This window comes from Desemzia sp. AGC72, assembly GCF_057334175.1.
On the sequence record NZ_JBHFIG010000018.1, the window covers coordinates 129,580 to 155,179 of the forward strand.

Genomic DNA, 25,600 nt, shown 5'->3' on the forward strand with positions numbered 1-25,600 from the left:
AGGGATTTCTTTATGGTTTCTTTATACGAGGGTTAAAAGAGGAAAAATCAGTAATTGGAAGAAAAACATTTCATTCCTATTGGATAATTACTGACAAAAATTAATGCAAGTTTCGTTTAGACTGCTTCTATTCAACATTCTGTTGGAACTTCACAAGCAATTCGGTGTATACCTTCCAACAAGTCCTAAATGTTAAGTAATAAAACTCTTCACCCAAATAAATACACACAAAAAAGAGTAGAGAGAAACCTCTCTACTCTTCTTTGTGTGCTTTTGTTGCTATTCATCAATGTCCTCATTTATGTTATTTTATGAGACAGTAACCTTTGTCGTTAAAGCTGCATTCGTGCTTTTACGCTCTTTGTCCTTTTTAATTTGATACCTCAGCAATCGCATGCCGTTAAAGATAACGACTAAGATACTGCCCTCGTGCACCAACATTCCGATCGACATATTCATCCCTTCGCTGAAAAAGACGCTGGTCATTAAGACTGCGACCACCCCAACTGCGATAAGGATGTTTTGTTTCATATTCCGAGCAGTAGCTTTGGTCAAACCCAGCGCATGAGGCAAACGGCTGAAGTCAGAGTTCATTAAGACTACATCCGACGTTTCGATCGCTACATCTGTCCCGTTCCCCATCGCAATTCCAATATCGGCTAAAGCTAAAGATGGACTATCGTTGACCCCGTCACCGACAAACGCGACGATTTGCCCTTGTTGCTGCAATTCCGCGATGTAAGCTGCTTTATCTTCCGGAAGCATATTTCCATGTGCTTCGGTCAACTCCAACTCGCGAGCTACTACATCCACCGTTCCTTGGTTGTCTCCAGAAAGAACGATTAGATTTTTCACGCCTAGCTGCTTCAATTCTTCTAAATCCCTTTTGACTCCTATGCGAACCTGATCGCGAATCCCCATCAGAATCTTCAATTCGCCGTCTACCGCTGTCAACACAAGCGAATTACCGTTTTGTTCAAATCGCTTGATATCTGGTTGTGCTATTTGATTCAGCAGCACGTGTTCTTGTTCCATCAATGCTGCATTCCCAACCACTACTCGGTGACCGTTCACTTTAGCTGTGATACCGCCGCCTTTAACAACTTTTGTATCTTCTACTATCGAAAAAGTCGTTTCTCCTATTTCTTGTAGAACGGCTTTTGCGAGCGGATGATCGGATTCCCGTTCTACACTAGCTAAATACCCAAGAACTTCATCTGCCTGACCATCGTAAAATTCCATTTCTGCCACAGCGGGGTTCCCCTGTGTCAATGTCCCCGTCTTATCAAATACAATCGTATCTACTCGGCTGAAATCATGGATGACTTCACTTCCTTTGAGAAGCACTCCATTGCGCGCACCATTTCCGATGCCAGCAACATTAGAGACAGGCACCCCAATGACTAAAGCACCAGGACAGCCTAGTACCAAGATCGTGATCGCCAATTCGATATCTTGGCTGAACAGCCACACTGCAAAGGAGAGCACCAATACAGCCGGCGTATAGTATTTGGAAAAGCGATCGATAATCCGTTCCGCTTCCGACTTAGAATCTTGTGCTTCTTCCACCAGCTCAATGATTTTCCCAAATGTCGTATCCTCGCCCACTCGATCGGCGCGAATTTGTAAAGTGCCGTTCTCTAAAATCGTTCCGGCATACACTTCAGCATCCGCCATCTTGTTCACCGGCACCGATTCGCCTGTGATACTAGCCTCATTGATGTGCCCTTCTCCTGACAAGACGGTGCCATCTACTGGAACTTTCGCCCCCGTTTTGACAAGCAGAATATCTCCTTCATCAACGGCTTCTACCTCTACTTCTTCAAATGCTCCATCTTCCATTTGGCGCAAAGCACTTTCTGGTGCCATTTCCGTCAGCTCTTTGATCGCCGAACGAGTCTGATTCAATGTTCGCTGTTCCAAAAAATGCCCGAACAAAAATAAAAAGGTCACGATAGCTGATTCTTCATAGTTTTGGATCAAGAAAGCACCAACGACCGCAATAGTGACCAAAACATCGATGCTGACGACTTTCGCTTTCAACGCTTGAACGGCTTGAATAGCAATCGGTGCAACTCCTAGAATAGACGCCATGATCAATGCTCCCTCAGAAACTCCTACATTTTTTAACACAAAGTGGCTGAACAATCCAATGATGATCAACATTCCACTGATCCAAGTAATCTTACTTTTCTTACTGAATACATACTGTTGCATGATTTTTCCCTCCTGTTTTTATGGTTAAACCTAGTATAAAAGACTTCTTCAACTTAAAAATTGACTGCCATCAAGTTTAAGAAGCTTATTGCCTTTTGGCGTAAAAAAGATTCCAGAAAACTTTCTGGAATCCACAGGATGGGTCACACCTGATAAGCTCGATCTATCTCTGAAAGCATGTTGTACACTGCTGCATACGTTTCGCACACATCGTCAGGAACAGCGTACTGGTTTGTGACCTCGCGTAATTTTGCAAATTCTGTATCCAAATCGGGACTCGCAATCCCTGCTGCTTGTGCTTTTTCTTTTATCTTGGTGAACAATTCACGCACTTCAAATGCTTCAGGATGGTTCTTTCCATGTGCATGAATGATTGCTGACGTGAACAAGTCTAATTGTTTATAATGGTTGTTTACGGCTTCTTTAAATGCTGTCATACTTGAATTCCCTCTTTCTCAAATAGGTGTTTAAGCAGATTTAACGGTTGTTTTAAGGACTGGATAACCCAAGTCTGCGATCGCTTTTTCGATTTCTTTGATAGAAAGGATCTGTTCGTCAAATTCCGTTTTCACTTTACTGGAATTGAACAATACTTTGACACTTTCTTTATCGATTCCCTTCAATCCTTTTACAGCACTCTCGATTTTTTGCAGGCAGCTTGGACAAGACAACGTTTCTAAAGTTAAAACAACTTTTGTCATGATGCATTTCTCCTTTATCGTTTTATTTGCAGAAGAGGTTCTTACTTTCTCTTCCTTACATCTGCAGTATAGCCAATTTATTTGAATCAAAAATTGATCCTTATCAAGTTTTGATATTTTTCCTAAAATAAAGAAACGACCTCCCAGATCTGCTGGTGAGGCCGTTTCACATTTTTTGAATCAGGCAAACAAGTTGAGCAGTGCTTGGAAAGTTCCGCTCTCTACCATAATATATAGTCCCAATCCGATAAAGACAACTGGGACAATGATCCGCTCATACTTCTCAAGCGTTTCAGAGACAAAAGAAACTTTTGCCAGTCGATAACTGATATAACAAAGAAGTGCAATCGAAATAGCAAATACAACTAGAGCTACTCCAATTTCTAGAGCTGACAGAGCGGTAAAGTAAGGAATGTAAATACCTAGATTATCGCCACCCGATGCAATCGTTATTAAAGCAACAGTCCAGAACAAGCGGCTTGTTCCCTGTGACTCTAATTTTTCAACTACTTCATCTTCCTCTTCTTCCTCCTCACCCACTAATGCAACTCGGATTCCTAAATAAATCGGGATCAGCCCAAGAAGCCCAATCACCCAATCTTGAGGAATAAAATTCAGTACATATGCAGCAAACAAACTTACTGCTACCAAGATTCCTGTGCCGAGATATTGTCCCCAATAGATTTGACGGACACCTTTTTTGGTATAACTTTGCGAAAAAATAATTAACAAGATAAATAAGTAATCAATACTCGTAGAAACATAAACAGCTATGGCTGTAAAAATACTTTGTAACAAGTTTGTTTCCTCCAGACTAATTTTTTCATACATCAAAAGTACTCGGTCTTTTACTCTTGATCTGCTTCACTGGAACGAATCTTGTCTTTGTATTTGATCATGCTATACGCCGAAAGCCACGCTGTGATCGGGATGATCAAAATAGCACCCGTCCCTGTGTAAAAAATCGAGATGGCTTCAGAAGCGAACACTTTCGAATTTATAACTTCACCTAAAGAATAGCCTAAATCCTTAAACCAAATGATCAGCGCCAAATATCCGCCGATGAAAGCAAAGAACAATGTGTTTGTAGTTGTCCCCAGAATGTCTTTTCCAACCGTCATCCCGGATTTGAACAACTGGTACCGATCTAAAGTCGGATTGTGAAGGTAGATTTCGTTCATCGCAGAAGAAATCGAGATAGCTGTATCGGTTATTGCTCCGATCGTTCCCATGAGGATCGTAGAGATGATGATGTCGCCGAAATCGATCCCGACATAAAATGAAAATGACAACAATTCTTCGATCTCTTCTATCCCGAAGCCTTGGACTTTAGATTTTTCTACCAAGAAAAACACAGCGAAGATCAACAAAATCAGCGTAAGGATCGTTGAAACAAAGGCCGTAAGAGATTTGAAATTAAATTGATTGATGTAAAATAAATTAATGCAGCTAATCAATATACAAGCAATAATCGTTAAAAGAATCGGATTGATTGCTTGGTCTGTCATAAGGATAATAGTGATCAGCATGATTCCGAAATTGAAGAACAAAGCTAGAAAAGAGCGTGTCCCTTTTTCCCCGCCGATTACTTTCATGAGGACAAATAAAATCAGTGCCAACAAAATCAATGCATTCATTTGATTACCCTCCCCTTACGGATGAAGTAAATCGTTGTATAGATGCTGATGGGAATCGTTAAGACGATTCCGATGCTCCCCACTAACGCCCTTGTCAACTCTAACGATAAATTCATCGACAATGTATAATTCACTGCCATACCGTTTTTTAAATACAACAAAATCATCGGAATACTGCCGCTCACGTAGGCAAAGAACAGTACATTGGACATCGTCCCCATAATATCTTTGCCGATTTCTCTCCCGGATATCTTTAAGTCATTTAACGCAATCGCCTGATTTTTTTCCGTCAGTTCATACAGAGAGGAAGTGATCGTGATGGCAATGTCCATTGCGGCTCCTAGAGAACCGACTAAAAGACTGGCTAAAAACACTGATTGCGGATTCCTGGTGATAAAAGCCATTTCTTCGTACCGCATCCCTGCTCCAGCTGTCAATTTGATGATCGTATAAGCGATCAGCACCGATGAGACTGTTCCTGCCAAAGTAGCTAAAATAGCCGCATGTGTTTTTTTGTTGTTCCCGCTCACCAACAGCAATGAAAAGACCGTAAAGAAAAGCACCAGCCCGCTGCAGATCCAGAATAAATTCACGTCTTCCCCTTCAGTGTAGTAATTCATCACCAGCATCAATACCAAAACATTGACGACTAAACTGATCAATGAATACAAACCGCTTTTTTTCCCGACCCATAGAACTGTTACGATAAACAACCAAGCAGCGACTACGATATACGTATCTCGTTTGGCTCCTTCGATACTTCCTGTCAAATGCGTCCCTTCATCGTTTTGAATATTCACGAAAATTTTATCACCCATTTGATATTCGTGATCCGCCGCGCCTGATTCGGAATATTGGTTTTCCATTACAATGCGCTGTCCTTTTTGGTCACCGTTTTTGATTTCTCCGGTCACCATTTGCTCAAACACTTGATCTGTATTGCCCAATGAATCTATCGTTTCTTCTTCATCCGTCACCGTAGTTTCTACCACTTCTGCTATCGGCTGGTCGTATAAGTAAAAGTTTTGCTGTACAAATAAAATCGATAATATCATGCTTAGTAAAATTAATCCGTATATCATAAATATTTTATTTTTCCATTTGATATCCATCAGAATACCCCCAATTGAATAAGTACCTCAGTGTAGCCTATCACTTTTCACTATTCAGAGACAACCCTTTTTAAGCATTTTAGAAGATCTTGCAACTATCAACAGTGTCAATGAAAATGAGATCGAAGTAGCCAAGCACTTGAAAAAGCTGTTCGCTTTATGGCAACGACCGATGCAGAAGTCGCGATGGCTTTGCCGAGTGTGTTCACAGACGACAAAGCTGAATTGGTGGAAGTCGCTCAAGATTTAAGCGAGAAATATTTCAGCGAAAAACCCGGAACGATCGGTTCCCCAGGAGTAACTGACGGATCCAACTTCCTGCGCTCTAACGGAGACGAGTTCCCGTTCATGATGTTTGGACCTGGTTTGACCAAAATGGCTCATAAAATCGATGAGTACGTGCACAAAGATGTTTACTTGAAATTCATTGCTTTATGTAAAGAAATGATTTTAGCGTTTAACCGATAATTCTAAATAAAAAATGTCTCTATTAAACTCATTTTTACATGACCATTAATAGAGGTATTTATTCATTATATCAACTTGCTCTCAGGATTGTACTGATAATAGAAAGGAAGGGCTTTAAAAGACTTGACTAATTATTTTCAGCAAAATCATTATACAAAACTAAAGAAGACTATTCCCCATTACTTACTTGTAAGCCCAATTAGTTTGGAATATTTGTTCAACTCTTCTTTGTTTTTTGATTCTACTTACAAGCTTTAAAGGATTTCTTTTAGTTCTAGGACATCATTAATGCAAACATCTGCCATCATCAACTCTTGTTCCGTTCCGTATCCGTAATTGCAGCCGATAGTCTTCACCTGGTGAACCTTCCCAATCTCAAAATCATGCATTCGATCCCCAATAATCAAAAACGGCGACTCGTATTTATCCTTAATTTTCATAAATATCGTCTGTTTTGGAACAAAGTCATAGTCTTCAGTGCAGTACATTCCATCGAAGTAAAGATCCAATTGGAAAGCACGTCGATGGGCTTCCATATAATTATGTCGGCAATTGCTCAAGAAAATAAGCGTATAGCCCTCTTTCTTCAAATACTCCAACGTCTCCAAAGCTCCGGTATAAAGTACCGCTTCACTGTTCTGTGCCTTTTGCTGCAAGATTTTTCCAATGATCTTTGAAGCGGTTTGTTGATGATGCGGCTCCAAGTTCGGCATGAAGTCAGCCCACATTTCCTTACTATTAAAGCCCAACCATTTAGTGATCTCAGTGTCTTTCCATTCCCGAGGTTTCGCCTTTTCTTGGTTGACTAAATAATCATATGCCTTTTTAAAAGCTAAGATGTAGTTTTCAGTGCTGTCATGCAATGTTCCATCGTAGTCAAAAATAATCGTTTGGATATCTGTGATTTTTATTTTCCCCATCACACTTCTCTTACATCTCTTTCAGAAGATTCGCCATTTCAATTGCTGAAACGGCAACATCATAGCCTTTGTTCCCTGCTTTCGTTCCAGAACGTTCGATGGCTTGCTCAATGGTATCTGTTGTCAACACGCCAAATAGTATCGGAATACCCGTATTCAATGCTGCCTGATTCACTCCACTTGTTACAGCAGAACACACATAATCAAAGTGAGCTGTCGAGCCTTTAATCACGGCTCCTAACGTAATAATCGCATCATATTTTTTTGAAGCAGCCATTTTTTGAGCTGCCACTGAAATTTCAAAGGCTCCAGGTACCCAAGCTACTTCAATGTCTTCTTCTTGCATTCCATGTCTTTTTAAACCATCAATAGCGCCCTTTAATAAACTAGAGCCTACAAATTCGTTAAAGCGTCCCACCACGATTCCAATTTTTAAATTTCGCGCAATTAATTTTCCTTCAAATGTTTTCATACTGATTTCTCCTTTTTATCTGTTTTAATAGGCTAAATAATGCCCTAGTTTTGTCCGTTTCACTTCTAAATAATTCTCGTCTTCTGCAAAAGCTTGTACTTGAAGAGGAATTCGTTTCTCTACTTTTAACCCATATTTTTCCATGCTCTCCACCTTTAGCGGATTGTTGGTCATGAGATGCAGACGACTTGCTCCTAAATCATCAAAAATCTGTTTGGATTCATAATATTCACGCAGATCGACTGGAAGTCCCAACATCAAGTTGGCTTCAATCGTATCATGTCCCTGATCTTGAAGGGCATAAGCACGGATTTTGTTGACTAGACCGATACCGCGCCCTTCCTGACGCATGTACAGAAGTACTCCTCGCCCTTCAGCCGCAATTTGCTTCAATGCCTCATCAAGTTGTTGTCCACAATCGCATTTTTTCGAATGAAATACATCTCCTGTCAGACATTCCGAGTGGATGCGGCACAGTACCGGTTCTCCATCAGCAACATCCCCTATAACCAAAGCAACATGATGCTCTCCTGTGAAAACATGTTGATAAGCGTAAACGTCAAATTCACCATACTCAGTTGGCAGTTTTGCCTTTGATTCGCGGATTATCAATGACTCGTTAGCTTTTCGATATTCAATTAGATCTTGAATGGTTCCGATTTTAAGGTCATGTTCTTTCGCCATCAAAAGCAAGTCATCTCGTCGTGCCATAGATCCGTCCTCCTTCATCACTTCACAACATAGTCCTACTGGTTTCATTCCCGCCAAACGGACAAGATCAACAGTAGCTTCTGTATGACCATTGCGTGCAAGTACACCTCCCTCAACTGATTCAAGTGGAAACATGTGTCCCGGCCGACGAAAATCATTTGGTCCAACATCATCCGTTACAGATTTAATCGCTGTTAAAGAGCGTTCATGAGCCGAAATCCCTGTCGTAGTATCAATATAGTCAATCGAAACAGTAAATGCAGTCGTATGATGATCTGTATTGTATAAGCTCATTTGAGGTAATGCCAGTTTTTCAGTGTATTCTTTTGCCATTGGCATACAAATAAGCCCCTTTCCATGCGTAGCCATGAAATTAATATTTTCTGGTGTAGCAAATTCAGCCGCACAGATCAAATCACCTTCATTTTCCCGATCTTCGTCATCCACCAAGAGTATATTCTTTCCTGCTTTTAAATCTTCCAATAGTTCTTCAATTGTATTAAACATCACTTTTATTCCTTTCGCACCCTTAAGGTTATTAACGTTATTGGTTGGCTGAGGAATAAGTTGTCCCCAGCAACTTTTCCACATATTTTCCGATCATGTCGCACTCTAAGTTGACTGTATCACCAACTGCTTTCTTTAAAAAAGTAGTTTGTTCAGCAGTATGAGGAATGATTGCTACTGCAAAGGAACTATCATCTACTGCAGCTACCGTAAGGCTGATACCGTCAATTGCTATTGACCCCTTCTCGATAATATAATGCAAAAGATTTGAACTAGTCGCTATAGTAACCCATACTGCATTGTCATCCTCTTGGAACTTTTGAATAGTCCCTATACCATCGATATGTCCGCTAACTATGTGCCCGCCTAATCGTTTTTCTAAATTAAGTGCTCTTTCCAGATTGAGTTCTCCTCCAACTGTTAATTGCCCAATGTTGGAGCGACTTAATGTTTCTGCCATCACATCCATCTCAAATGAGTTGGACAGCAATCGGGTCACCGTAAGACAAACTCCGTTGACTGAGATACTATCTCCAATAGACGTGCCTTCTAATACTGTTTTTGCTTCAATCGTCAAAACAGAAGATTTTTTTCCGTTTTTGACATCCTTTACTTTCCCTATTTCTTCTATAATTCCTGTAAACATCGTTCATTCGCCCCTTTTATTATAATTGCTTTCACTAAGGTATCCCTCGATAAGAATATCTTCTCCAATGGTTCTAGTGGTGATCCGCTTCACCGGAAAAGCTTCACTCAACTGCTCGATCCCCTTTCCACCTACAGGAGTAAAAGAAGTTGAGCCTCCGATAATTTTAGGCGCAATATACATCTGTACTTTATCGACGATTCCAGCTTCTAAAGCAGAATAATTCAATTCAGATCCTCCCTCAAGTAAGATACTGTCAATGTTTCTTGTACCTAGTTTTGTCATTCCATCTTGCAGATCTACCTGTCCGCTCCGCTCCGAAATAATAAGGATAGTGATGCCTTTTTCAGTAAGAAGACTCCTCTTTTCTGAATCAGCCTTATTTGTAGTCAAAATAATGGTTGGTGCTTCAGTTTGTTGTTGGACTACATTTGCATCTAAAGGAATTCTCAACTGACTATCTACCACAATTCGAACAGGATTCTTGCTGCCTGGAGTTCTAGCTGTCAACTTTGGATCATCCTTTAAAACGGTATTTATTCCCACCATGATTCCCGACAGATAACCACGTTCTTGATGAACTCTTCTTCTTGACTCTTCTCCCGAAATCCATTTAGACGCTCCGGTTCGTGTGGCAACTTTCCCATCCAAGCTCATAGCTGTTTTAAGTACCACAAAAGGTTGTTTTGTAGTGATAAATTTCATGAATACTTCATTCAATTCTTGACTTTCCTTAGCAAGAACACCTGTTGCAACTTCAATTCCTTCTGCTTGCAACTTTCTGATACCGCGACCAGATACTAAAGGATTGGGATCTAAAGATCCTACGACTACTCGTTTTATTTTTTTCTGGATAATAAGATCTGCACACGGAGGCGTTTTTCCATAATGAGAGCAAGGTTCTAAAGTAACATAGATAGTTGCCCCTTCTACATCCTCAGTAATCGAATCAAATGCATTGACCTCAGCATGGGGATTGCCATATTTCTCATGATACCCCTGTCCGATAATGCGACCACTTTTTACTATGACAGCCCCTACCATGGGGTTGGGAGCAACAGCCCCCCTGCCTTTTGCTGCTAGACTCAATGCTAATCGCATGTAATACTCATCTCTATCCATATCCATCAACTCCTTTTTCGCACAAAAATAGCCCTGATGAAAATCATCAGGGCTTACAAACATTCGTGAAACAATCCAACAAAAATGAACCTGCCAAAAAAATTCACCTCGAGTTAAAAACTCGTCGGCAAAAAAACTGATAGCATAAAAAAATCCCTGGAATAAAATTATTCCAGGGCTCATGCGTTCATCTATGTATAAATTGTCGTATAAGAAATCTTGCAAGCAACTCAAAAAAAAAGCCACTTATTGTGTCAATCTTACACATTTTATATGTTGTCTCCGCTTTATCCAGACTGTACTGTCGGCTTCGAAATCTAATCGAATCTGCCTTTCGGCTCGTGGGCTATACCACCGGTCGGGAATCTCACCCTGCCCTGAAGACTATTTAATTGTATAAAAGAAGCATACTTACTTTTAATTATTTTGTCAACTTTTTATTTATTGGCTCTGAGACAAAAAGTAAAACTCGATTTTCTCCATCACATTAGTACAAATTAAGCATAAAAAATTATTCCCACATTTGATAAAGCTAGGTAACAAACAAGGGGAATAATTGCTTTCTTATAAATTTTGTATTAGTCTTTGTTTTAATTGATTAGTATTTATTCTTTAGAAAATATCATAAACGTCTCTAGCGTACAGTATACTTATTTTCAGCTTAAAAAGTATAAAATTCTCCGTCATCTGGTACGATCACGTTAGTCATTAGGCCTTTTTCGTTAACAAAACTCTTTAATTCTTCTCTAGACAATGTCCAATGATTGATGGCTTCCATATGGACAGTAATGATTTTAGAGTTAGGGGCAGCTTTGCAGACTTCATAAACATCCTCTTTCCCCATAACAAGTGAGCCGCCTTCAAAGAACTGATTATCTCCCGCATTTACTACAATGATTTCTGGCTTATGGATGTCGAGAACTTCTTGCACAGCATCATACCAAACAGTGTCCCCTGCTACATATAACGTTTTTTCATCTGGATGTTTGAAGACCACTCCACATACTTGTCCTGCACGCTTTAAAATTTCCCCTCTTCCATGTTCGCCTTTTGTTTTAATCAACAGCACGCCTTCAAAGACCGTATCTTCTTGTAAAACAGCAACATTTTTAAAACCTGCACTTTTGATTTCATTTGTATCTTCTTCATTTTGAGCAAATATTTGGATGTCTTTCGGCAGGACCTCTTTTGCAGCTTCATCCCAATGATCATAGTGCAGATGAGTTACGATAACTGCATCTGTATCTTTAACAATACTTTCAATTGTAGTTGGTAATTCTGTTAATGGGTTTTTTTGATCTTGTCTTAATGAATTTGGAAAAGGTGGGTAAATCCCTTTATCACCTAACATTGGATCAATCAAGAACTTTTTACCAACGTATTCCACGATAATAGTTGCGTTGCGAATGTGATGTATATCCATCTAAATGAGCCTCTTTTCTGAGATATTATTTATACTAGAATTAGTTTATACTATACTCAGTGACAGTTACACGGAATAAATAAAGTCTTATCACCCTTTGACTTTATTTATGAAAGGAGTTTTGCATATGTTAGACAATACCGATAGGCTGATTCTAGAAGAGTTGACTAAAAATAGTCGCATCACAATGAAAGAATTGGGTTCAAAAGTCCATTTAACAGGCCCTGCCACTTCAGCAAGAGTAGAAAAATTAGAAGAGAATGGCTTCATTGATGCTTACACCATTAAAATCAATCAAACTAAGTTAGGTTATTTTAACCATGCTTTCATTACCATTATGACAAATAGTATTTCTCATAAACCTTATTTAAGGTTTATAAAGATGCAAGAGAAATACTTGATTAACAACTATAAAATTAGCGGAGAGGGCTGTTACCTTCTGGAATGTCAATTTCCATCAACTCAACTAATGAATCAGTTTTTAGAAGAATTAAATGCCCATGCAAACTACAAATTATCTATTGTTATTGGAGAATAGCGAACTGACAGTTCTCAGTATTATTCATTCTTTATTTCATATGATTAAAGAGTTTCTTGTGCCTATCATTTAATAAAAAGCCAACATTTCCTAGAAAATGCCGGGTTTTTATTAAATAGACAGATTTTTTCGTAAGCTTATCCCTTAAGACCTTTAGCCTGGCGGAACATATCTTCGATCACAATATCGAAAATTTCTCCTTGGTTTGCGCAATATTGTATGACTAACCAAGGTTCATTAGTATGGAAGTGCACTTTGATTAAAGTCTCATCTCCCACTACCAGCAGACAATCTCCTTTCAGGTGTTGATCAATATAGTTAAAGATTTCTGCTTCAGAAAGATTTTGGCCTCCTAATAATAATTACGCATCGTATCGATATTTTCCAAACATTCTAAACCTCTCCATCGTTCAATTTTTGAGCTCTCCGTAAAAAGCAAACGCTATTTAGCTTTTCTCTTAAACTCTTTGAGGATTTTCAACGCTCTTTTCTTTGTTCGGATATTCGGGCTTTTTAATCTTCTATACGCACTTGCTAGATTCTGTTTTTCCAAAATCCGCTTCCCCCTAGAATGAGCGAAAATCAAAAATCAAACATTCGGAGATTTACTTAATTGAAGCGATGGATCATCTATCTAAAGTTTTTACAATTGACGGTAAAGTATTCTATGTCAAAGGCCGTCTTAAAGATCTTGAGATACTATCCATTAGCGGAATCGTGAGAATCAATAACTCAGTTCTGCTCAACCTGACAGAAATAGTGAGTTTTAGTAATGGTCAGTACGCACGTTTGGAAGTTCATACAAATAATGGTCAAAAACATACAGTCAGCCGTCACTATGCTAAAAAAATCAAGGAGGAATTACAATGTTTAAGAGACTAAAAAATCAATTTATGCAAGCTGGATTTCTAACTGCCATCTGGTTAATGGGAATCCTAACAATTGGATATGGCAACCCTGCAGTAAATTTGAGTTATTTTTGGCATATTTTGGGGATATCGGTTATTGCCGCAGGAATTTTTGGTGTGCTTTATCCTTACATTTGGAACTATGGAACTTGGGCGGCACCTGTAAATATTTTAGTAACGACATTGGTCAACTTTATTAGCGGGTTTGCGGCAGTTTATCTTTTTTCAAAAGACATGTTTGAAATGATTAAACCCTATTGGTGGGCAATGTTGCTGCTTAACTTAGTTTTACACATTGTTGCCTTCTATTTTTATCGAAAGCATCAAAATAAGAAAATAGTAGATGAACTGAATCAATTAACGAAGTAATTTTTGCAGTGATGTTAGAGATCGGAAATGATTCAATGCATAAATCTTTGCGAGTAGATGTCAAACAGGCTTCTTAACGAACCAGTCTGCAGCTTGAGAAAATAACGCTCTGGCTGCTTTTTATACTGGAGGCATAATCCTGGCAATCCTCACTTTTACGTGGGTCACGTTGCTCTTGTTGAAAAATAATAAAAAACTATTTCAACAGCCTATTTGTTGTCATCATTTACTTCCGTCTGATTTTTTTATTTCTCTAACTAACAAATAAGCACAAAAAAAGCGGGAAGCTCTTTGCTTCCCGCTGATTAAAAAGAGTTATTTGATATTCGCAAAATGTTCCAACGTTCCGACCATGTTTGCTACAAAACCATACTCGTTGTCGTACCAAGCAACTGTTTTGACCAATTGGCCGCTTTCGCCATCCATAACTTTCGTTTGAGTTGCGTCAAAGATAGAACCCGCTGGCACTCCGATAACGTCTGAAGATACGATGTCATCTTCATTGTATAAGAATGCATCCGTTGCAGCTTCTTTCATTGCCGCATTGACTTCATCGACGGTTACTTTTGTATTCAATACTGAGTACAACTCTGTCATCGAACCTGTAACGGTTGGGATACGGACAGCTGTACCGTCGATTTTACCTTCCAATTCAGGAATAACTTTTCCTACTGCTTTAGCAGCACCTGTTGAAGCCGGAATCGCATTTTGCGCTCCGGCACGGTTCTTACGTCCACCCGGTGAATCTTGAAGCGCTTGCGTTGCTGTATAGGCATGAATCGTTGACATCAATGCACTATTGATACCATATTTTTTGTTCAACACATTTGCCATCGGTGCCAAGCAGTTCGTTGTACAAGAAGCTGCAGAAACGATTTGGTCGTCTGCATCCAACGAGTCATGGTTAACTCCGTAAACAATGGTTTTTGTGTTGTCTACTTCTGCTCCGGCAGCTTTAACTGGCGCAGAGATCAATACACGTTTGGCTCCTGCATCCAAGTGAGCTTGAGATTTTTTCGCTGAAGTATAGAAACCAGTACATTCTAGAACGATATCGATGCCTAAGTCGCCCCATGGCAATTGGCTCGCATCTTTTTCTTCGTATGCTTTGATTTCTTTTCCGTCCACAATAATCGCGTCGTTCCCTACTTCTACCTCATAAGGGAAGCGTCCTTGAGCAGTATCGTATTTTAGCAAATAAACTAAGTCGTCATTATCCGTCAAGTCATTGATTGCAACTACCTCTAACTCTGTGTCCATTTCCAACATCCGGCGCAACGCCAAACGTCCGATACGTCCAAATCCATTAATCGCTACTTTTATTGACATGAATATTTCCTCCTTCTTTATTTGAATCTACTTTTATGGTAACGCTTATGAAGGAGAATTTCCAATTGTACGCATTAAAATAAATAGACGCTCTCACAACAAAACAGTACCTTGTATTCTCTACACGAAATCAAGGTACTGTCTCTAAATTCCTTCAATTATTAAACAACTGTTTCTGCACTATCAGAATAATCCAAAGCTGCAGAACCAGAATCTCCTGTACTGATACGGATCACATTTTCCACCTCAAATACAAAAATCTTCCCATCTCCGACGTGGCCCGTGTAAAGAACCTTGCGTGCTGCTTCGACCACTCTTTCTACTGGAACACTGCTGACAATGATTTCGATACGCGTTTTTGGCAGTAGATTCGTATCCACCTCCGCTCCGCGGTAATAAGTGGTGTGTCCTTTTTGCATCCCGTAACCGTAAACGTTTGTCACCGTCATTCCAGTAACGCCAATTTTGTTCAGCTCATCTTTTAGCTCTTCAAATCGATCTTCATTAGCAATAATGTCGACTTTTGATATTTTCTCTTTCTCTGAAAGAGGTCGTTCTAATTTGGGTAATCCAGTCTTTGCTGCTGGCTTGTTGTCTTCCATCTCAAAGTCTGTATCTCCCAAGCTCATTCCGGCAAATGCCAGCTCAGCATCATTTGATTGCTTGTTGATTCCTCTAAATACAGGAACTTGACCAAAAGGTACAGTAACAAAATCTCCATAACTAGATTTCAAGCCATGTTCTGAGACATCCATTCCGGCAATTTCTTCTTCTTTACTGACTCGCAGTCCAACGGTTTTATCAATTACAAGGAACGTAGCAGTCATCGTCACAGCCACCCACAATGCAACTGCTGAAACTCCAAGTATTTGTACGCTAAGCAATTCAAAGCTTCCGCCATACAAAATTCCGCCATCAACAGCGAATACGCCTACTAAAATCGTTCCTAAAGATCCCGCTATTCCATGAACTCCAAAAGCTCCCACTGGATCATCGATTTTTGCTTTATTTTCTATAAATTCCAGACCGTATACTAAAGCCATAGAAGAGAGCGCTCCGATTGCAACTGCTCCGATTGGCGTAACGACTGTACAACCAGCAGTGATTCCTACAAGACCAGCAAGCGAGCCGTTTAACGTCATTGAAATGTCTGGCTTGCCGTATTTCATCCAAGTGATTGCCATAGCTATTAGCGTTGCGGTTGTTGCAGAAAGGTTTGTATTTAAAAAGATGGTTCCGATCAATGTCAACGTTTCGTCACCTGTGGCTGATACCGTTGACGCCCCATTAAAGCCGAACCAAGCAAACCAGAGAATGAAGACTCCTAAAGCTCCCAGTGTCAAACTATGACCAGGAATAGCACGTGCTTTTCCATCTTTGTCATATTTCCCAATACGAGCACCGAGTATTTTAGCCCCAATCAAAGCTGAGACACCACCTACCATATGAACTGCCGTTGAACCCGCAAAATCTATAAATCCTAATTCAGACAACCATCCGCCGCCCCAGATCCAGTGACCTGATATTGGGTAAACAATAGTTGAAATGACCAACGTATAAATCAAGTACGAACTGAACTTTGTCCGCTCAGCCATTGCCCCTGAAACAATCGTAGCCGCAGTTGCAGCAAAAACTGTTTGAAACATTAAAAATACGTTACCAGGAATCGTTGAATCATAATTCCCTTGGACGAATAAATCAGGAGCTCCGATAAAACCTGCAATACTCGGTCCAAACATAATTCCAAACCCAATGATCCAATACATCAAAGACCCTAATACAAAATCCATTAAGTTTTTCATGATGATATTCCCGGCATTTTTTGCCCGAGTGAACCCAGTTTCTACCATCGCAAATCCTGCTTGCATAAAAAACACCAATACCGTTCCTATCAAAACCCAAAGTGTATCTGTTGCTTCAAACATCTTTAACTCCTCCTTTTGACCAGCTATTTTTATAACATGTTATAAAAACTAACATCAAATAACGAAGGTTGCAACACATTTCATTCAATTTGCAAAAATAATTATCTAAACCTTACTTTGCATGTCAGAACACCTGACATCAAATATGGTATATATTTGTATTTCGATATAAAAATTAATAAAAACCCTTTTATAAATAGTCTTTATAAATTATAAACTAAACACTTTTATATATTGGTATATACTATAAAATGTTTATAGAAAACTTATAATTCATTAACCAACCTAACGAACGATATTATAAAAACAAGTCATTATGTACGTAATTTTATCATCTAATCTCTTTTTCAAATAAAATAAATAAAAAAAACAGCACATACCCTTTTTCACTAAGGAATATGCACTATTTTTATTCATGATAGGTCCATCACACATTTTCTGAATTTCTGCTATGCCAAGTTCTGACTAAAACAGACAAAGTAAAGCAAATCAAGAAATACACTAACGCTAAGAAAGCATAAATCATGAAGACTTCTGAGGTTTTAGTAACTTTCCCTAAAATCACTTGTCCACTTCGAGTGAACTCCATGATTCCCAACCCAGCAAGGAATGAGGTATCTTTGATGGTCGTAATCACTTGCGACAACAAAGACGGAATGATTTTTTTGAACGTTTGCGGCAAAATAATGTACCACAAAGTTTGAAAAAATGAGAACCCTTGAGAGTGAGCCGCTTCAAATTGTCCTTTTGGAATCGCGTTTAATCCCCCACGAACGATTTCGGCCACTACTGCAGCCGTATACAGGAATAATGCAAACGACCCTTTCCATAAGATTGTACTCCCTGGAATCAAGAAGGCGCAACCCAGCATCCACAGCAGCAACGGTGTATTACGAAACAACTCGATATAAAATCCGGCTAATTTGCCAAAAAACTTTCTTTCATAATTTCGCACTAATCCTAAAAGAGTTCCGAATAGGATGGAAAGAATGACCACTCCTAAAGAAATCAGCAAAGTCGTTTTTAACCCATCCAATAAAAAGAGTACGTTAGGCTGAGTAAACACGGTTTTTAGAGACTCGATCATTCCATCACCTCCGGAATATCCACTACTACGGAATCATTCTTTTTCAACTTCTCTTCGTATTTCCGAGAGAAAGTAGCCAGCGGGAAGCACAATAAGAAATACAGCAGCCCCGCTATAACATAAGCCGGTCCGTAATTTAACGAATAAGAAGCGTAAGAGTCAGCTGCATACATCAAGTCTGCCCCAGCGATGATCGCCAATACAGATGTATTTTTGATCAAATTGACCGCTTGGTTCGTTAATGGCGGCAAAATACTTTTCACCATTTGCGGCAAGATGATATATCGCATCGTTTGCGTGTAATTGAATCCTTGAGAATAGGCGGCTTCATGCTGACCTTTTGGCATGGATAAGATACCGGCCCGAACGACTTCTCCGACATACGCTCCGTGATACAGCCCAACACCTACTACCCCGATAGTGAATTCACTCAACACTAAACCAGCCATAGCCAAACCGTTGTACATGAAGAAAATCTGAATGACCAGCGGAATGTTTTGGAAAATCTCCACGTACACCCGCGCAATAGAACGCGGCAGCCAGCTTTGAGCTGTGGAGAGGATACCAACGAATACACCTATCACCAAAGAAAGCAGCAAGGCTAAAACAGCGATTTGAAGTGTCCTTAAAAAACCAGTCCCAATACTGTTAAAGTTTTGAAACAGAGCCTCCCATCTCCAAAGAGCGAACGGATTTGTACTGTTCATTATTCATTCAGTCCCCACTCTGAAACCAATCCATCAAGAGTGCCGTCTTCTCCCCATGTAGTGATCAACTCATTTACGTGCTCTGCCAACTCTGCATTAGATTTCTTAGTCGCAATTCCATAATCTTGAGTAGCAAAACGATCTGGTAAGATCACAGTAGAATCATCCAAGTAACCAGCCAAGATTGATCTGTCCACACTGAATGCATCTACACGACCAGAATCTAAAGCCGCTTTGATTTCTGGATAAGTTGCGTACTCAGAAAAGTCCATCGTGATGTCGTATTGTTCAGCTTCTGCATTAATAGCATCAGCTGTTGTTGAACTTTGCGATACTCCGATAGTTGCTCCATCCATATCTTTCAAACCTTCATAGTTTTTGTCTTTTTTGACCAGCAAACCAACTGCGTCTTCATAATAAGCGTCAGTAAAGTTGTAAGTTTCTTTTCGTTCATCGGTTACGGTAAATGTAGCGATGATCATATCCACTTCGCCGTTATCCAATAATGGTCCACGTGTTTTTGCTGTAACTGGCGTCAATTCGATAGCGTCTGGGTCGCCTAAAATATCTTCGGCTAATTTCTTCGCAATATCGATTTCAAAACCTTCGATTTCTCCGGTCTCGGTATTTTTCAAACCAAAGTTTGGAACGTCTTCTTTGACTCCCACTTTTAATACGCCTGCTTCTTTGATGGATTCAATGGTAACTTGATCCGCACTGCTTGTCGGCTCAGTCGCTGAACCTTCATCTGACGAACAAGCTCCTAAAAACAACAAACTGGACAACATCAATGTAGCGAATAGATTTCTTTTTTTCATCTCTTTTTCCCCCTAATTAGTTGATTATCCCTTTTTTTATCGTAAAATTTTGCTTAAAAATTCTTTCGTTCGTTCATGAGTCGGATTATCAAAGAAATGTTCTGGAGTCCCTACTTCCAGAATCGTTCCCTCATCCATAAAAATAACTCGATCTGCTACTTGCCTTGCAAATCCCATTTCGTGTGTCACGACGACCATCGTGATATTCATACTCGACAGCTGGATCATAACATCCAGCACTTCTTGCACCGTTTCCGGATCCAAAGCTGAAGTCGGTTCGTCGAATAAAATGATTTTCGTTTCTGAACAAAGGGATCTCGCGATAGCGACCCTTTGCTGTTGTCCTCCTGATAAAGTGGACGGATAAACATTGGCTTTCTCTCTCAGTCCTACGATATCTAAATACTTATAGGCTGTTTCTTCTGCTTCTTTTTTAGATTTTTTTTGCAGCTTTATTGGACCAATCGTCAGATTTTCCAACACCGTCATATGCGGATAGAGGTTGAACTGTTGAAAAACCATTGCAGAAGAATTGCGCACAACTTCTAATTTATTTTTTGCAGTCACTTGTTTGCCTTCAATAAAAACTTCTCCTGATGTCGGTTCCTCAAGGAAGTTCATACATCTTACAGTCGTACTTTTACCAGAACCAGAAGGTCCGATAATAACGATTTTCTCCCCTTCCGCCACCTCTAGACTGATATCTTTCAGTACATGGTGGTCTCCAAAATATTTATTTACATTTTGCAGTTTAATCAACGTTGCCTCATCTCCTTTTGCAAAAAATACGAACATCTCATTATTTTGAAGCATTCACGCACTATTCTCTAGTACAAATTAAAATTATAATGATGTTTTAATGAGAAATCAATTAAAATATGCAATTACCATGTAACATTACCTCACACTGAAATGGCAATGATTGAATTTTACATCTAAAAACCCTTTCATTAAGCTGTTTACAAAATTAGAAAACGTTCATTATTTTGTCATTAATTAGCAAAAGTCTTTTTTTTGAGAGAAAAGACATCTTAAAAAGAGCTGTAAATTTTAGTCACATTTACTATGTAGAAATATTAAAACAAAAAATTAAACCGTAGATATGCCAAAACATAAAAAATATATCCTCTTACTTTATGCCCTAGTGGCCTTTTTACTTTACCTTTACACATTCTCCACACTAATAAAGTATACTTTTAATGGTATGCTTTACTGGGTAAAAAACTGTGAAGAGAGTGAAGTTGGAGGAGATATAATGAAGAAGATACATAAGGAAATCATACTCGTGTTCCTAAGAATGGGAACCGTGGCTTTTGGGGGACCAGCTGCGCATACCGCCATGATGGAGGAGGAGCTGGTCTCCAAGCGGAATTGGATGACAAAGAAGGAGTTCCTTGATTTAATGGGGTTCACCAACCTTATTCCAGGACCCAATTCGACGGAATTAGCTATCCTGATTGGCTATAAGATGGGTGGAAGGCCGGGCCTCTTCCTAGCTGGCGCTGCCTTCATACTGCCAGCCATGTTGATAGTGATGGCAATCGGTTTTTTCTACCGCAGTTTCGGCCATTTGCCAGCCATCCAAACCGTTTTTGACTTTATTCAGCCGGTAGTGGTAGCGGTCATCGCCCAGGCTCTCTGGAAATTATCACGAAATGCGTTGAAGGGTGTCCCTGCTTACTTGGTTCTTGTCCTGGGTATAGGCCTATTGCTCATAGGTCTCAACGAGATTTCCACCTTGCTGATTTGCGGGGCGGCTTACTGGCTTTTGAACAAGTTCAGTGAAAGTCGGAAATATAATTTCGCTATAGAACCGATGTCACTCGGCCTGATGTTTTTGACCTTCTTAAAAATAGGCTCTGTCCTGTACGGAAGCGGATATATCCTGATTGCCTTCCTGCAAGCGGAATTTGTGAAGAACTACCAGATTCTGACTCAGTCGCAGCTCCTAGATGCCGTCGCGGTAGGAGAATTCACGCCGGGACCGGTCTTCACGACAGCAACGTTCATTGAGACCCTCCTGCATGGCGTTCCGGGCGGCATATTGGGTACGATTGGCATTTTCCTGCCGGCTTTCCTGCTGATTTTCTTCCTCGGACCGCTATTTGGAAAAATTCAAGAGTCCCAGTTTCTCTCGGTTGTATTACGGGGAGTGAGCATCGGCTCATTGGCTCTGATGGCATCTGTCAGTGTCCAGCTGCGTTCACTTCCCTCGGCAGCCTGCTAGCCCTCCTCATTTTTGTAGTGACTCTCTTTGGCCTCCTGAAGTTGAATATTCCCTCCTACTGGTTCATCTTGGGCGCACTTGTGTTGGGTATCATATTCTAAGTGGAATAAAGAAAGGGCAACAAGAATCTCTTTAAGTGGAGAATTTGTTGCCCTTTTTCCATTTCCTTTTTAACTATAAGATATGACACCGTCGTATGTTTTGATTTCACTGAAACTGAAAATCATAGTCAATACTCTTAAGTTATGAATACAAAAAAAGACCGAAGGTCTTACTTCGGTCTAAAATATTATCAACTAATTAACTTTCAGATTTCTCATTACTGACTTGAGATTTAAAATTTACCGAATTTATATTATCGGTTTCAAATTCAAAACCTAATCAGTTCTATGGGAAGGTTCAAGACTATCCATTATATTTCCAATTTCTTTGGCTATTATCTCCATATAAGATAAGTATTCACTTTGTACTCCTCGGGTATCTTCTAAATAATCATTTAGAGTGTAACTGGCAGGAAGTAGGAATCTTGAATATTCTTCTCTCTTTATAGTTAAGGTTCCTAATATTTGATCAGGGTACAAGTCGATAATCTTATGTTCCAAGGAACTGATTTGTTCCCACTTATTTTTTAAAATTGGAAAGTAATTTGACACTATACTTATTTGTTTTTTTATGCCTTTCTCAAAAGACTCTTCTTCAATAATATTTCGTTCTTTCAAAAAAATATCTATTTCTTCTTTTGAAATTTCACTGAGTTGCTTGCTCCTTAGTAACTTTTCAAAAAGAAGAGTTACCTTATTAATGTACCTTAAGTTTTGTGCGACTAAATCGTACAATTCAGTAAGTTTTTCCAACTTAAATTTATTTAGAAAATTAATATTATCTCTTTTTTGTTCCAATTCATATTGAATTTTTATTTTTTCTACTTCAGCCTTAATTTGTTTATCTAATTGTATCTCAGTATTTTTTGATTGTACCTTTGCAACAATGAAAGCAACAAGTGCTGATACAGCTATTCCAAAGAGATTTACAATCTCGGGTATTAAGGATAATAAATCAGATGCATTTTCGATAGATGTTATGCTTTCTTCTATCAATATTTTCACTCCTTATTAAAGTTCTTGTGTCATTATAAAATATTTGACGTCTAATTTTTTCCTTTAATTAATAAATTTGTTTACTGTTATTTTTTGAATTGAATATCTTCATATACTTTATTTATAAACCTCCACTTCTTTCCGGATGCGATAGACCGTATCCTTGTAACTCCAGTTTCTTCTACAATCATCTTGCTCCAACTTATTCACAATCTCATGGTAGGTCATCCGATTTCGCGGGTTCTTCGCGTCCGCTAAATACTTCACTGGACAACCTTGATAATGCCCTTTTCGTTTAGCTGTTTCCACTCCTTGCTGCTGTTTCCGTTTAATCTCTTCACGTTTATTTTAAGCCGTCTAAGACAATAACTGCACAATCATGTTTCGAATCAACTTTTAAAGATTTGGATCACCAATTTCTTTTTTATCTAGCTTCTGAACCATTTGGACAATATCATCGTAGTTCTGTCCTAACCGATCCAAAGATTCTACAATCAGAATATCTTTCTCACGCAGGAATTGAAGTGCTTTTTGTAGCTCCAATCGTTCGGTCAGACTTTTTCTGGTCATTTTTCTTGAAAGGTCTTCTTTGCCCCAGCTCTTTCCAAGACATCAACTTGTCGATCTGAATTTTGGTCAGTCGTGAATACACGCGCAGAGCCTACTTTCATCTTTTTCGCTCCTTTTTCTCAATGCATTTAATCGTCACTCATAATCCGCACTAAAAAGCGAAAAGATAACGTCTTGCCTATGTCAATTTTGGGTACACTTAAAATTGACACTATAAAATTTGTTATTACTATTTCACAACCGAATGCAATTTTTTTAAAAGTTCATCCATACTATATTTTTTCATTGCTGGCTGGAATTTTATGAAGCTATTATACTGTTCATTAAGTTTGAATAACAATGCAGTAATTTCTTTACGCTTCACATCATAATTTATATTTATTTTTTTGAATTTGGGATAAGTTGAATAAAATTCTTCTGCTTTTAACTTTTCTAGCTTTTTCAGGCTTTCTTTTTATATTCTTTCTTCATTTTCAATTTCTTCTTTTGTTTTAGAGTATAACTTAGATTTTGAAGAATATTCTTGATAATCCATTTCTTCTTCAATATAGCTAATATATAATAATATATTTTTAAGTATTCCGTCTTGATTATATTTTTTTAATGTTTCTTTCAAAAAGTTCAAATTCTACAGGCTGAAGTGTTCTTTTTCCGCGTTCTTTTGAGTAAATAAATTCTTCAAATATATAAAAATATCCAGAAGCTCCCGTTTTTTTCAAATCATACATTGCACGAACAATCTCAGATCTAGGACTATCGTTATTCAAGCTTTTGAAATTACCTTTCTCTATTATGTTCTTTATCTTTTCTTGCTTTTCTTGTTGGGCTTTTTCTTCCGTAATGAACAATATATTGTCCATTATTTCTAATAATTCAGATGCTTCTTCTGGTTTTATGTATGCTTTATGGTAACAAGTGATATGGTGTTTACTTTTTTGAGGAATAACTTTATCAAGATACCAGTCCTGTATTTTAGGTATTAAAAAAACCATATACCCTGTAGATCCAAAACTTAATGATGTTTCTTTTGCAATTAAGATATGAAGAATAGTATGTTCTATCACATCACAAAAAACTAATTTTTCTTTTTGGTGATATTCAAAAGGAATACTCTGATCTTTTATAGAATCCTTATTTGTCATATTTAAAAATTTGTCTTCATCAATATGGTGACACTCTAAGCCGTCAACAGACTTTGAAAACTTCCCTTTTGTGATATTTTTTATTTCACCTTTTAAAATCGTTCATATGATTTTTCATTGAAATAATCATCTTCTGCTGTACCATATTTTTTAAGCAAAAATTCAACTGCTTTATCATAATTCTTTGAAAGAAGTTGTTTATATTCAGTCAATTTAGTCATAAATAGTCGTCTCCAGTAAAATTATTATTGTGATAAATCCAGCATCCAATTTTAATACATAATATTGGATAAAAACGGGTATTGAGAAATTTGTTAGTTTAAGGTTATTTTCAACGCAAAAAAGTCTGGTTAAAAACCAGACCTTTTTGCGTTGAATCGTTAATTTCTTCTGAAAATAGTCTTAATTATTGATCTTTTTGAGAAGTCAAAATACGAGGGCCATCTTTTGTAATTGCTATCGTGTGTTCGTATTGGCAACTTAATCCGCCGTCCTTTGTTCGAGCTGTCCAATCATTATCGTCCATTTTTACTTTCCATGTTCCTGTGTTTACCATAGGCTCAACCGTAATAACCATGCCTTCTTTCAGCCGTAAGCCTTTACCTGGTTCTCCATAGGGAGGAACGTGAGGATCTTCATGCAATGTTGGACCGACACCATGACCTAAAAAGTCTCTTACAACGGACAAATTCTCACTTTCAACGTACGTTTGAATTGCATGACCGATATCTCCTATACGGTTTCCAACTTGTGCCTGTTCAATACCTTTATACATAGCTTTTAGAGCAACTTCCATTAAATGTTCCTTCTCAGGAGTTGATTCTCCAACAACATAGCTCCAACAGGAATCTGATAAAGCTCCTTTCAAATTAATAACCGTATCAACTTTGATTAAATCTCCATTTTTAAGGACTTCTTTTCTTGGAAAACCATGACAGATCTCATCA

29 protein-coding genes, 1 pseudogene and 1 riboswitch are annotated in these 25,600 nt (G+C 38.6%); of the genes and pseudogenes, 5 read left to right on the plus strand and 25 right to left on the minus strand.

Annotated elements, in window-relative coordinates; translation table 11 throughout:
- Window positions 1–309: 309 nt before the first annotated feature.
- From ACE025_RS08215 to ACE025_RS08240, 6 genes are all read right to left on the minus strand, one after another.
- Window positions 310–2,217: a heavy metal translocating P-type ATPase gene (locus ACE025_RS08215; RefSeq protein WP_485939213.1), complete on the minus strand. Its 1,908-nt coding sequence runs from the start codon at window positions 2,215–2,217 to the stop codon at window positions 310–312.
- Window positions 2,218–2,360: 143 nt separating this feature from the next.
- Complete coding sequence (locus ACE025_RS08220; RefSeq protein ID WP_485939214.1) at window positions 2,361–2,654, minus strand: iron-sulfur cluster repair di-iron protein, ric; 294 nt, start codon at window positions 2,652–2,654, stop codon at window positions 2,361–2,363.
- Between the two features lie 30 nt (window positions 2,655–2,684).
- Window positions 2,685–2,918 (minus strand): heavy-metal-associated domain-containing protein, encoded by a 234-nt coding sequence (locus ACE025_RS08225; RefSeq protein ID WP_485939215.1) that lies wholly within the window; start codon window positions 2,916–2,918, stop codon window positions 2,685–2,687.
- A gap of 180 nt (window positions 2,919–3,098) precedes the next feature.
- A complete protein-coding gene (locus ACE025_RS08230) occupies window positions 3,099–3,716 on the minus strand; it encodes a CadD family cadmium resistance transporter (RefSeq protein WP_485939216.1) in 618 nt (205 codons plus the stop codon).
- A gap of 50 nt (window positions 3,717–3,766) precedes the next feature.
- Window positions 3,767–4,555 carry a YibE/F family protein gene (locus ACE025_RS08235; RefSeq protein WP_485939217.1) on the minus strand — a complete coding sequence of 263 codons (789 nt, stop codon included), beginning with the start codon at window positions 4,553–4,555 and terminating at the stop codon, window positions 3,767–3,769.
- Window positions 4,552–5,667, minus strand: a complete 1,116-nt coding sequence (locus ACE025_RS08240; RefSeq protein ID WP_485939218.1) for a YibE/F family protein — start codon at window positions 5,665–5,667, stop codon at window positions 4,552–4,554. Before ACE025_RS08240 ends, ACE025_RS08235 begins: the two co-directional genes overlap by 4 nt.
- Before the next feature lie 159 nt (window positions 5,668–5,826).
- Between ACE025_RS08240 and ACE025_RS08245 the strand changes: the two genes are divergently transcribed.
- Window positions 5,827–6,135: a M20/M25/M40 family metallo-hydrolase gene (locus ACE025_RS08245; RefSeq protein WP_485939219.1), complete on the plus strand. Its 309-nt coding sequence runs from the start codon at window positions 5,827–5,829 to the stop codon at window positions 6,133–6,135.
- Window positions 6,136–6,389: 254 nt separating this feature from the next.
- On the opposite strand, the gene ACE025_RS08250 is transcribed toward ACE025_RS08245, so the two are convergent.
- The 6 genes from ACE025_RS08250 to ACE025_RS08275 all read right to left on the minus strand — a co-directional run bounded on the left by ACE025_RS08250 (window position 6,390) and on the right by ACE025_RS08275 (window position 11,936).
- Complete coding sequence (locus tag ACE025_RS08250) at window positions 6,390–7,055, minus strand: HAD family hydrolase (protein ID WP_485939220.1); 666 nt, start codon at window positions 7,053–7,055, stop codon at window positions 6,390–6,392.
- Window positions 7,056–7,065: 10 nt separating this feature from the next.
- Window positions 7,066–7,527 carry a 6,7-dimethyl-8-ribityllumazine synthase gene (gene ribH / locus ACE025_RS08255; RefSeq protein ID WP_485939221.1) on the minus strand — a complete coding sequence of 154 codons (462 nt, stop codon included), beginning with the start codon at window positions 7,525–7,527 and terminating at the stop codon, window positions 7,066–7,068.
- A 24-nt stretch (window positions 7,528–7,551) separates the two neighbouring features.
- Window positions 7,552–8,748, minus strand: coding sequence for a bifunctional 3,4-dihydroxy-2-butanone-4-phosphate synthase/GTP cyclohydrolase II (locus ACE025_RS08260; RefSeq protein ID WP_485939222.1), 1,197 nt, complete (start codon window positions 8,746–8,748; stop codon window positions 7,552–7,554).
- Between the two features lie 34 nt (window positions 8,749–8,782).
- On the minus strand, window positions 8,783–9,391 hold the full coding sequence (locus tag ACE025_RS08265) for a riboflavin synthase (RefSeq protein WP_485939223.1): 609 nt from the start codon (window positions 9,389–9,391) through the stop codon (window positions 8,783–8,785).
- 3 nt (window positions 9,392–9,394) lie between these two features.
- Window positions 9,395–10,513: a bifunctional diaminohydroxyphosphoribosylaminopyrimidine deaminase/5-amino-6-(5-phosphoribosylamino)uracil reductase RibD gene (ribD, locus tag ACE025_RS08270; RefSeq protein WP_485939224.1), complete on the minus strand. Its 1,119-nt coding sequence runs from the start codon at window positions 10,511–10,513 to the stop codon at window positions 9,395–9,397.
- Between the two features lie 274 nt (window positions 10,514–10,787).
- Window positions 10,788–10,902, minus strand: a riboswitch (FMN riboswitch).
- A 272-nt stretch (window positions 10,903–11,174) separates the two neighbouring features.
- On the minus strand, window positions 11,175–11,936 hold the full coding sequence (locus ACE025_RS08275) for an MBL fold metallo-hydrolase (protein WP_485939225.1): 762 nt from the start codon (window positions 11,934–11,936) through the stop codon (window positions 11,175–11,177).
- 127 nt (window positions 11,937–12,063) lie between these two features.
- On the opposite strand from ACE025_RS08275, the gene ACE025_RS08280 reads away from it, so the two are divergent.
- Entirely contained in the window at window positions 12,064–12,474 is a 411-nt protein-coding gene (locus ACE025_RS08280) for an Lrp/AsnC family transcriptional regulator (protein ID WP_485939226.1), read from the plus strand.
- Window positions 12,475–12,611: 137 nt separating this feature from the next.
- Here ACE025_RS08280 and ACE025_RS08285 read toward each other — a convergent pair whose 3' ends face one another.
- Entirely contained in the window at window positions 12,612–12,800 is a 189-nt protein-coding gene (locus tag ACE025_RS08285) for a kinase to dihydroxyacetone kinase (protein ID WP_485939243.1), read from the minus strand.
- Window positions 12,801–12,916: 116 nt separating this feature from the next.
- Window positions 12,917–13,030, minus strand: a complete 114-nt coding sequence (locus ACE025_RS08290; RefSeq protein WP_485939244.1) for a putative metal homeostasis protein — start codon at window positions 13,028–13,030, stop codon at window positions 12,917–12,919.
- 32 nt (window positions 13,031–13,062) lie between these two features.
- Here ACE025_RS08290 and ACE025_RS08295 point away from each other — a divergent pair, with 32 nt between their 5' ends.
- Window positions 13,063–13,356 carry a LytTR family DNA-binding domain-containing protein gene (locus ACE025_RS08295; protein ID WP_485939245.1) on the plus strand — a complete coding sequence of 98 codons (294 nt, stop codon included), beginning with the start codon at window positions 13,063–13,065 and terminating at the stop codon, window positions 13,354–13,356.
- A complete protein-coding gene (locus ACE025_RS08300) occupies window positions 13,341–13,751 on the plus strand; it encodes a hypothetical protein (RefSeq protein ID WP_485939227.1) in 411 nt (136 codons plus the stop codon). Before ACE025_RS08295 ends, ACE025_RS08300 begins: the two co-directional genes overlap by 16 nt.
- Before the next feature lie 315 nt (window positions 13,752–14,066).
- Here the strand turns inward: ACE025_RS08300 and gap are convergent, their stop codons facing one another.
- The 6 genes from gap to ACE025_RS08330 form a co-directional block, all read right to left on the minus strand.
- Entirely contained in the window at window positions 14,067–15,080 is a 1,014-nt protein-coding gene (gene gap / locus ACE025_RS08305) for a type I glyceraldehyde-3-phosphate dehydrogenase (RefSeq protein WP_350470851.1), read from the minus strand.
- A gap of 161 nt (window positions 15,081–15,241) precedes the next feature.
- Entirely contained in the window at window positions 15,242–17,005 is a 1,764-nt protein-coding gene (locus ACE025_RS08310) for an ammonium transporter (RefSeq protein ID WP_485939228.1), read from the minus strand.
- Between the two features lie 427 nt (window positions 17,006–17,432).
- Entirely contained in the window at window positions 17,433–18,092 is a 660-nt protein-coding gene (locus tag ACE025_RS08315; protein ID WP_485939229.1) for an amino acid ABC transporter permease, read from the minus strand.
- Window positions 18,089–18,799: an amino acid ABC transporter permease gene (locus tag ACE025_RS08320; protein WP_485939230.1), complete on the minus strand. Its 711-nt coding sequence runs from the start codon at window positions 18,797–18,799 to the stop codon at window positions 18,089–18,091. The genes ACE025_RS08315 and ACE025_RS08320 overlap by 4 nt, the downstream gene beginning before the upstream one ends.
- Window positions 18,799–19,617, minus strand: coding sequence for a transporter substrate-binding domain-containing protein (locus ACE025_RS08325; protein ID WP_485939231.1), 819 nt, complete (start codon window positions 19,615–19,617; stop codon window positions 18,799–18,801). The genes ACE025_RS08320 and ACE025_RS08325 overlap by 1 nt, the downstream gene beginning before the upstream one ends.
- A gap of 36 nt (window positions 19,618–19,653) precedes the next feature.
- Entirely contained in the window at window positions 19,654–20,430 is a 777-nt protein-coding gene (locus ACE025_RS08330) for an amino acid ABC transporter ATP-binding protein (protein ID WP_485939232.1), read from the minus strand.
- 289 nt (window positions 20,431–20,719) lie between these two features.
- On the opposite strand from ACE025_RS08330, the gene chrA reads away from it, so the two are divergent.
- On the plus strand, window positions 20,720–21,844 hold the full coding sequence (gene chrA, locus ACE025_RS08335) for a chromate efflux transporter (RefSeq protein ID WP_485939233.1): 1,125 nt from the start codon (window positions 20,720–20,722) through the stop codon (window positions 21,842–21,844).
- 377 nt (window positions 21,845–22,221) lie between these two features.
- On the opposite strand, the gene ACE025_RS08340 is transcribed toward chrA, so the two are convergent.
- From ACE025_RS08340 to map, 5 genes and pseudogenes are all read right to left on the minus strand, one after another.
- On the minus strand, window positions 22,222–22,941 hold the full coding sequence (locus ACE025_RS08340) for a hypothetical protein (RefSeq protein ID WP_485939234.1): 720 nt from the start codon (window positions 22,939–22,941) through the stop codon (window positions 22,222–22,224).
- Between the two features lie 396 nt (window positions 22,942–23,337).
- Window positions 23,338–23,511 (minus strand): recombinase family protein, encoded by a 174-nt coding sequence (locus ACE025_RS08345; protein ID WP_485939235.1) that lies wholly within the window; start codon window positions 23,509–23,511, stop codon window positions 23,338–23,340.
- 454 nt (window positions 23,512–23,965) lie between these two features.
- Window positions 23,966–24,127, minus strand: coding sequence for a hypothetical protein (locus tag ACE025_RS08350; RefSeq protein WP_485939236.1), 162 nt, complete (start codon window positions 24,125–24,127; stop codon window positions 23,966–23,968).
- Window positions 24,102–24,874, minus strand: a pseudogene (locus ACE025_RS08355) (SAV1803-related protein). The gene ACE025_RS08350 and the pseudogene ACE025_RS08355 overlap by 26 nt, the downstream one beginning before the upstream one ends.
- A gap of 185 nt (window positions 24,875–25,059) precedes the next feature.
- Window positions 25,060–25,600: type I methionyl aminopeptidase (gene map, locus ACE025_RS08360; protein WP_485939237.1), on the minus strand; the 541-nt coding region annotated here is incomplete at its 5' end.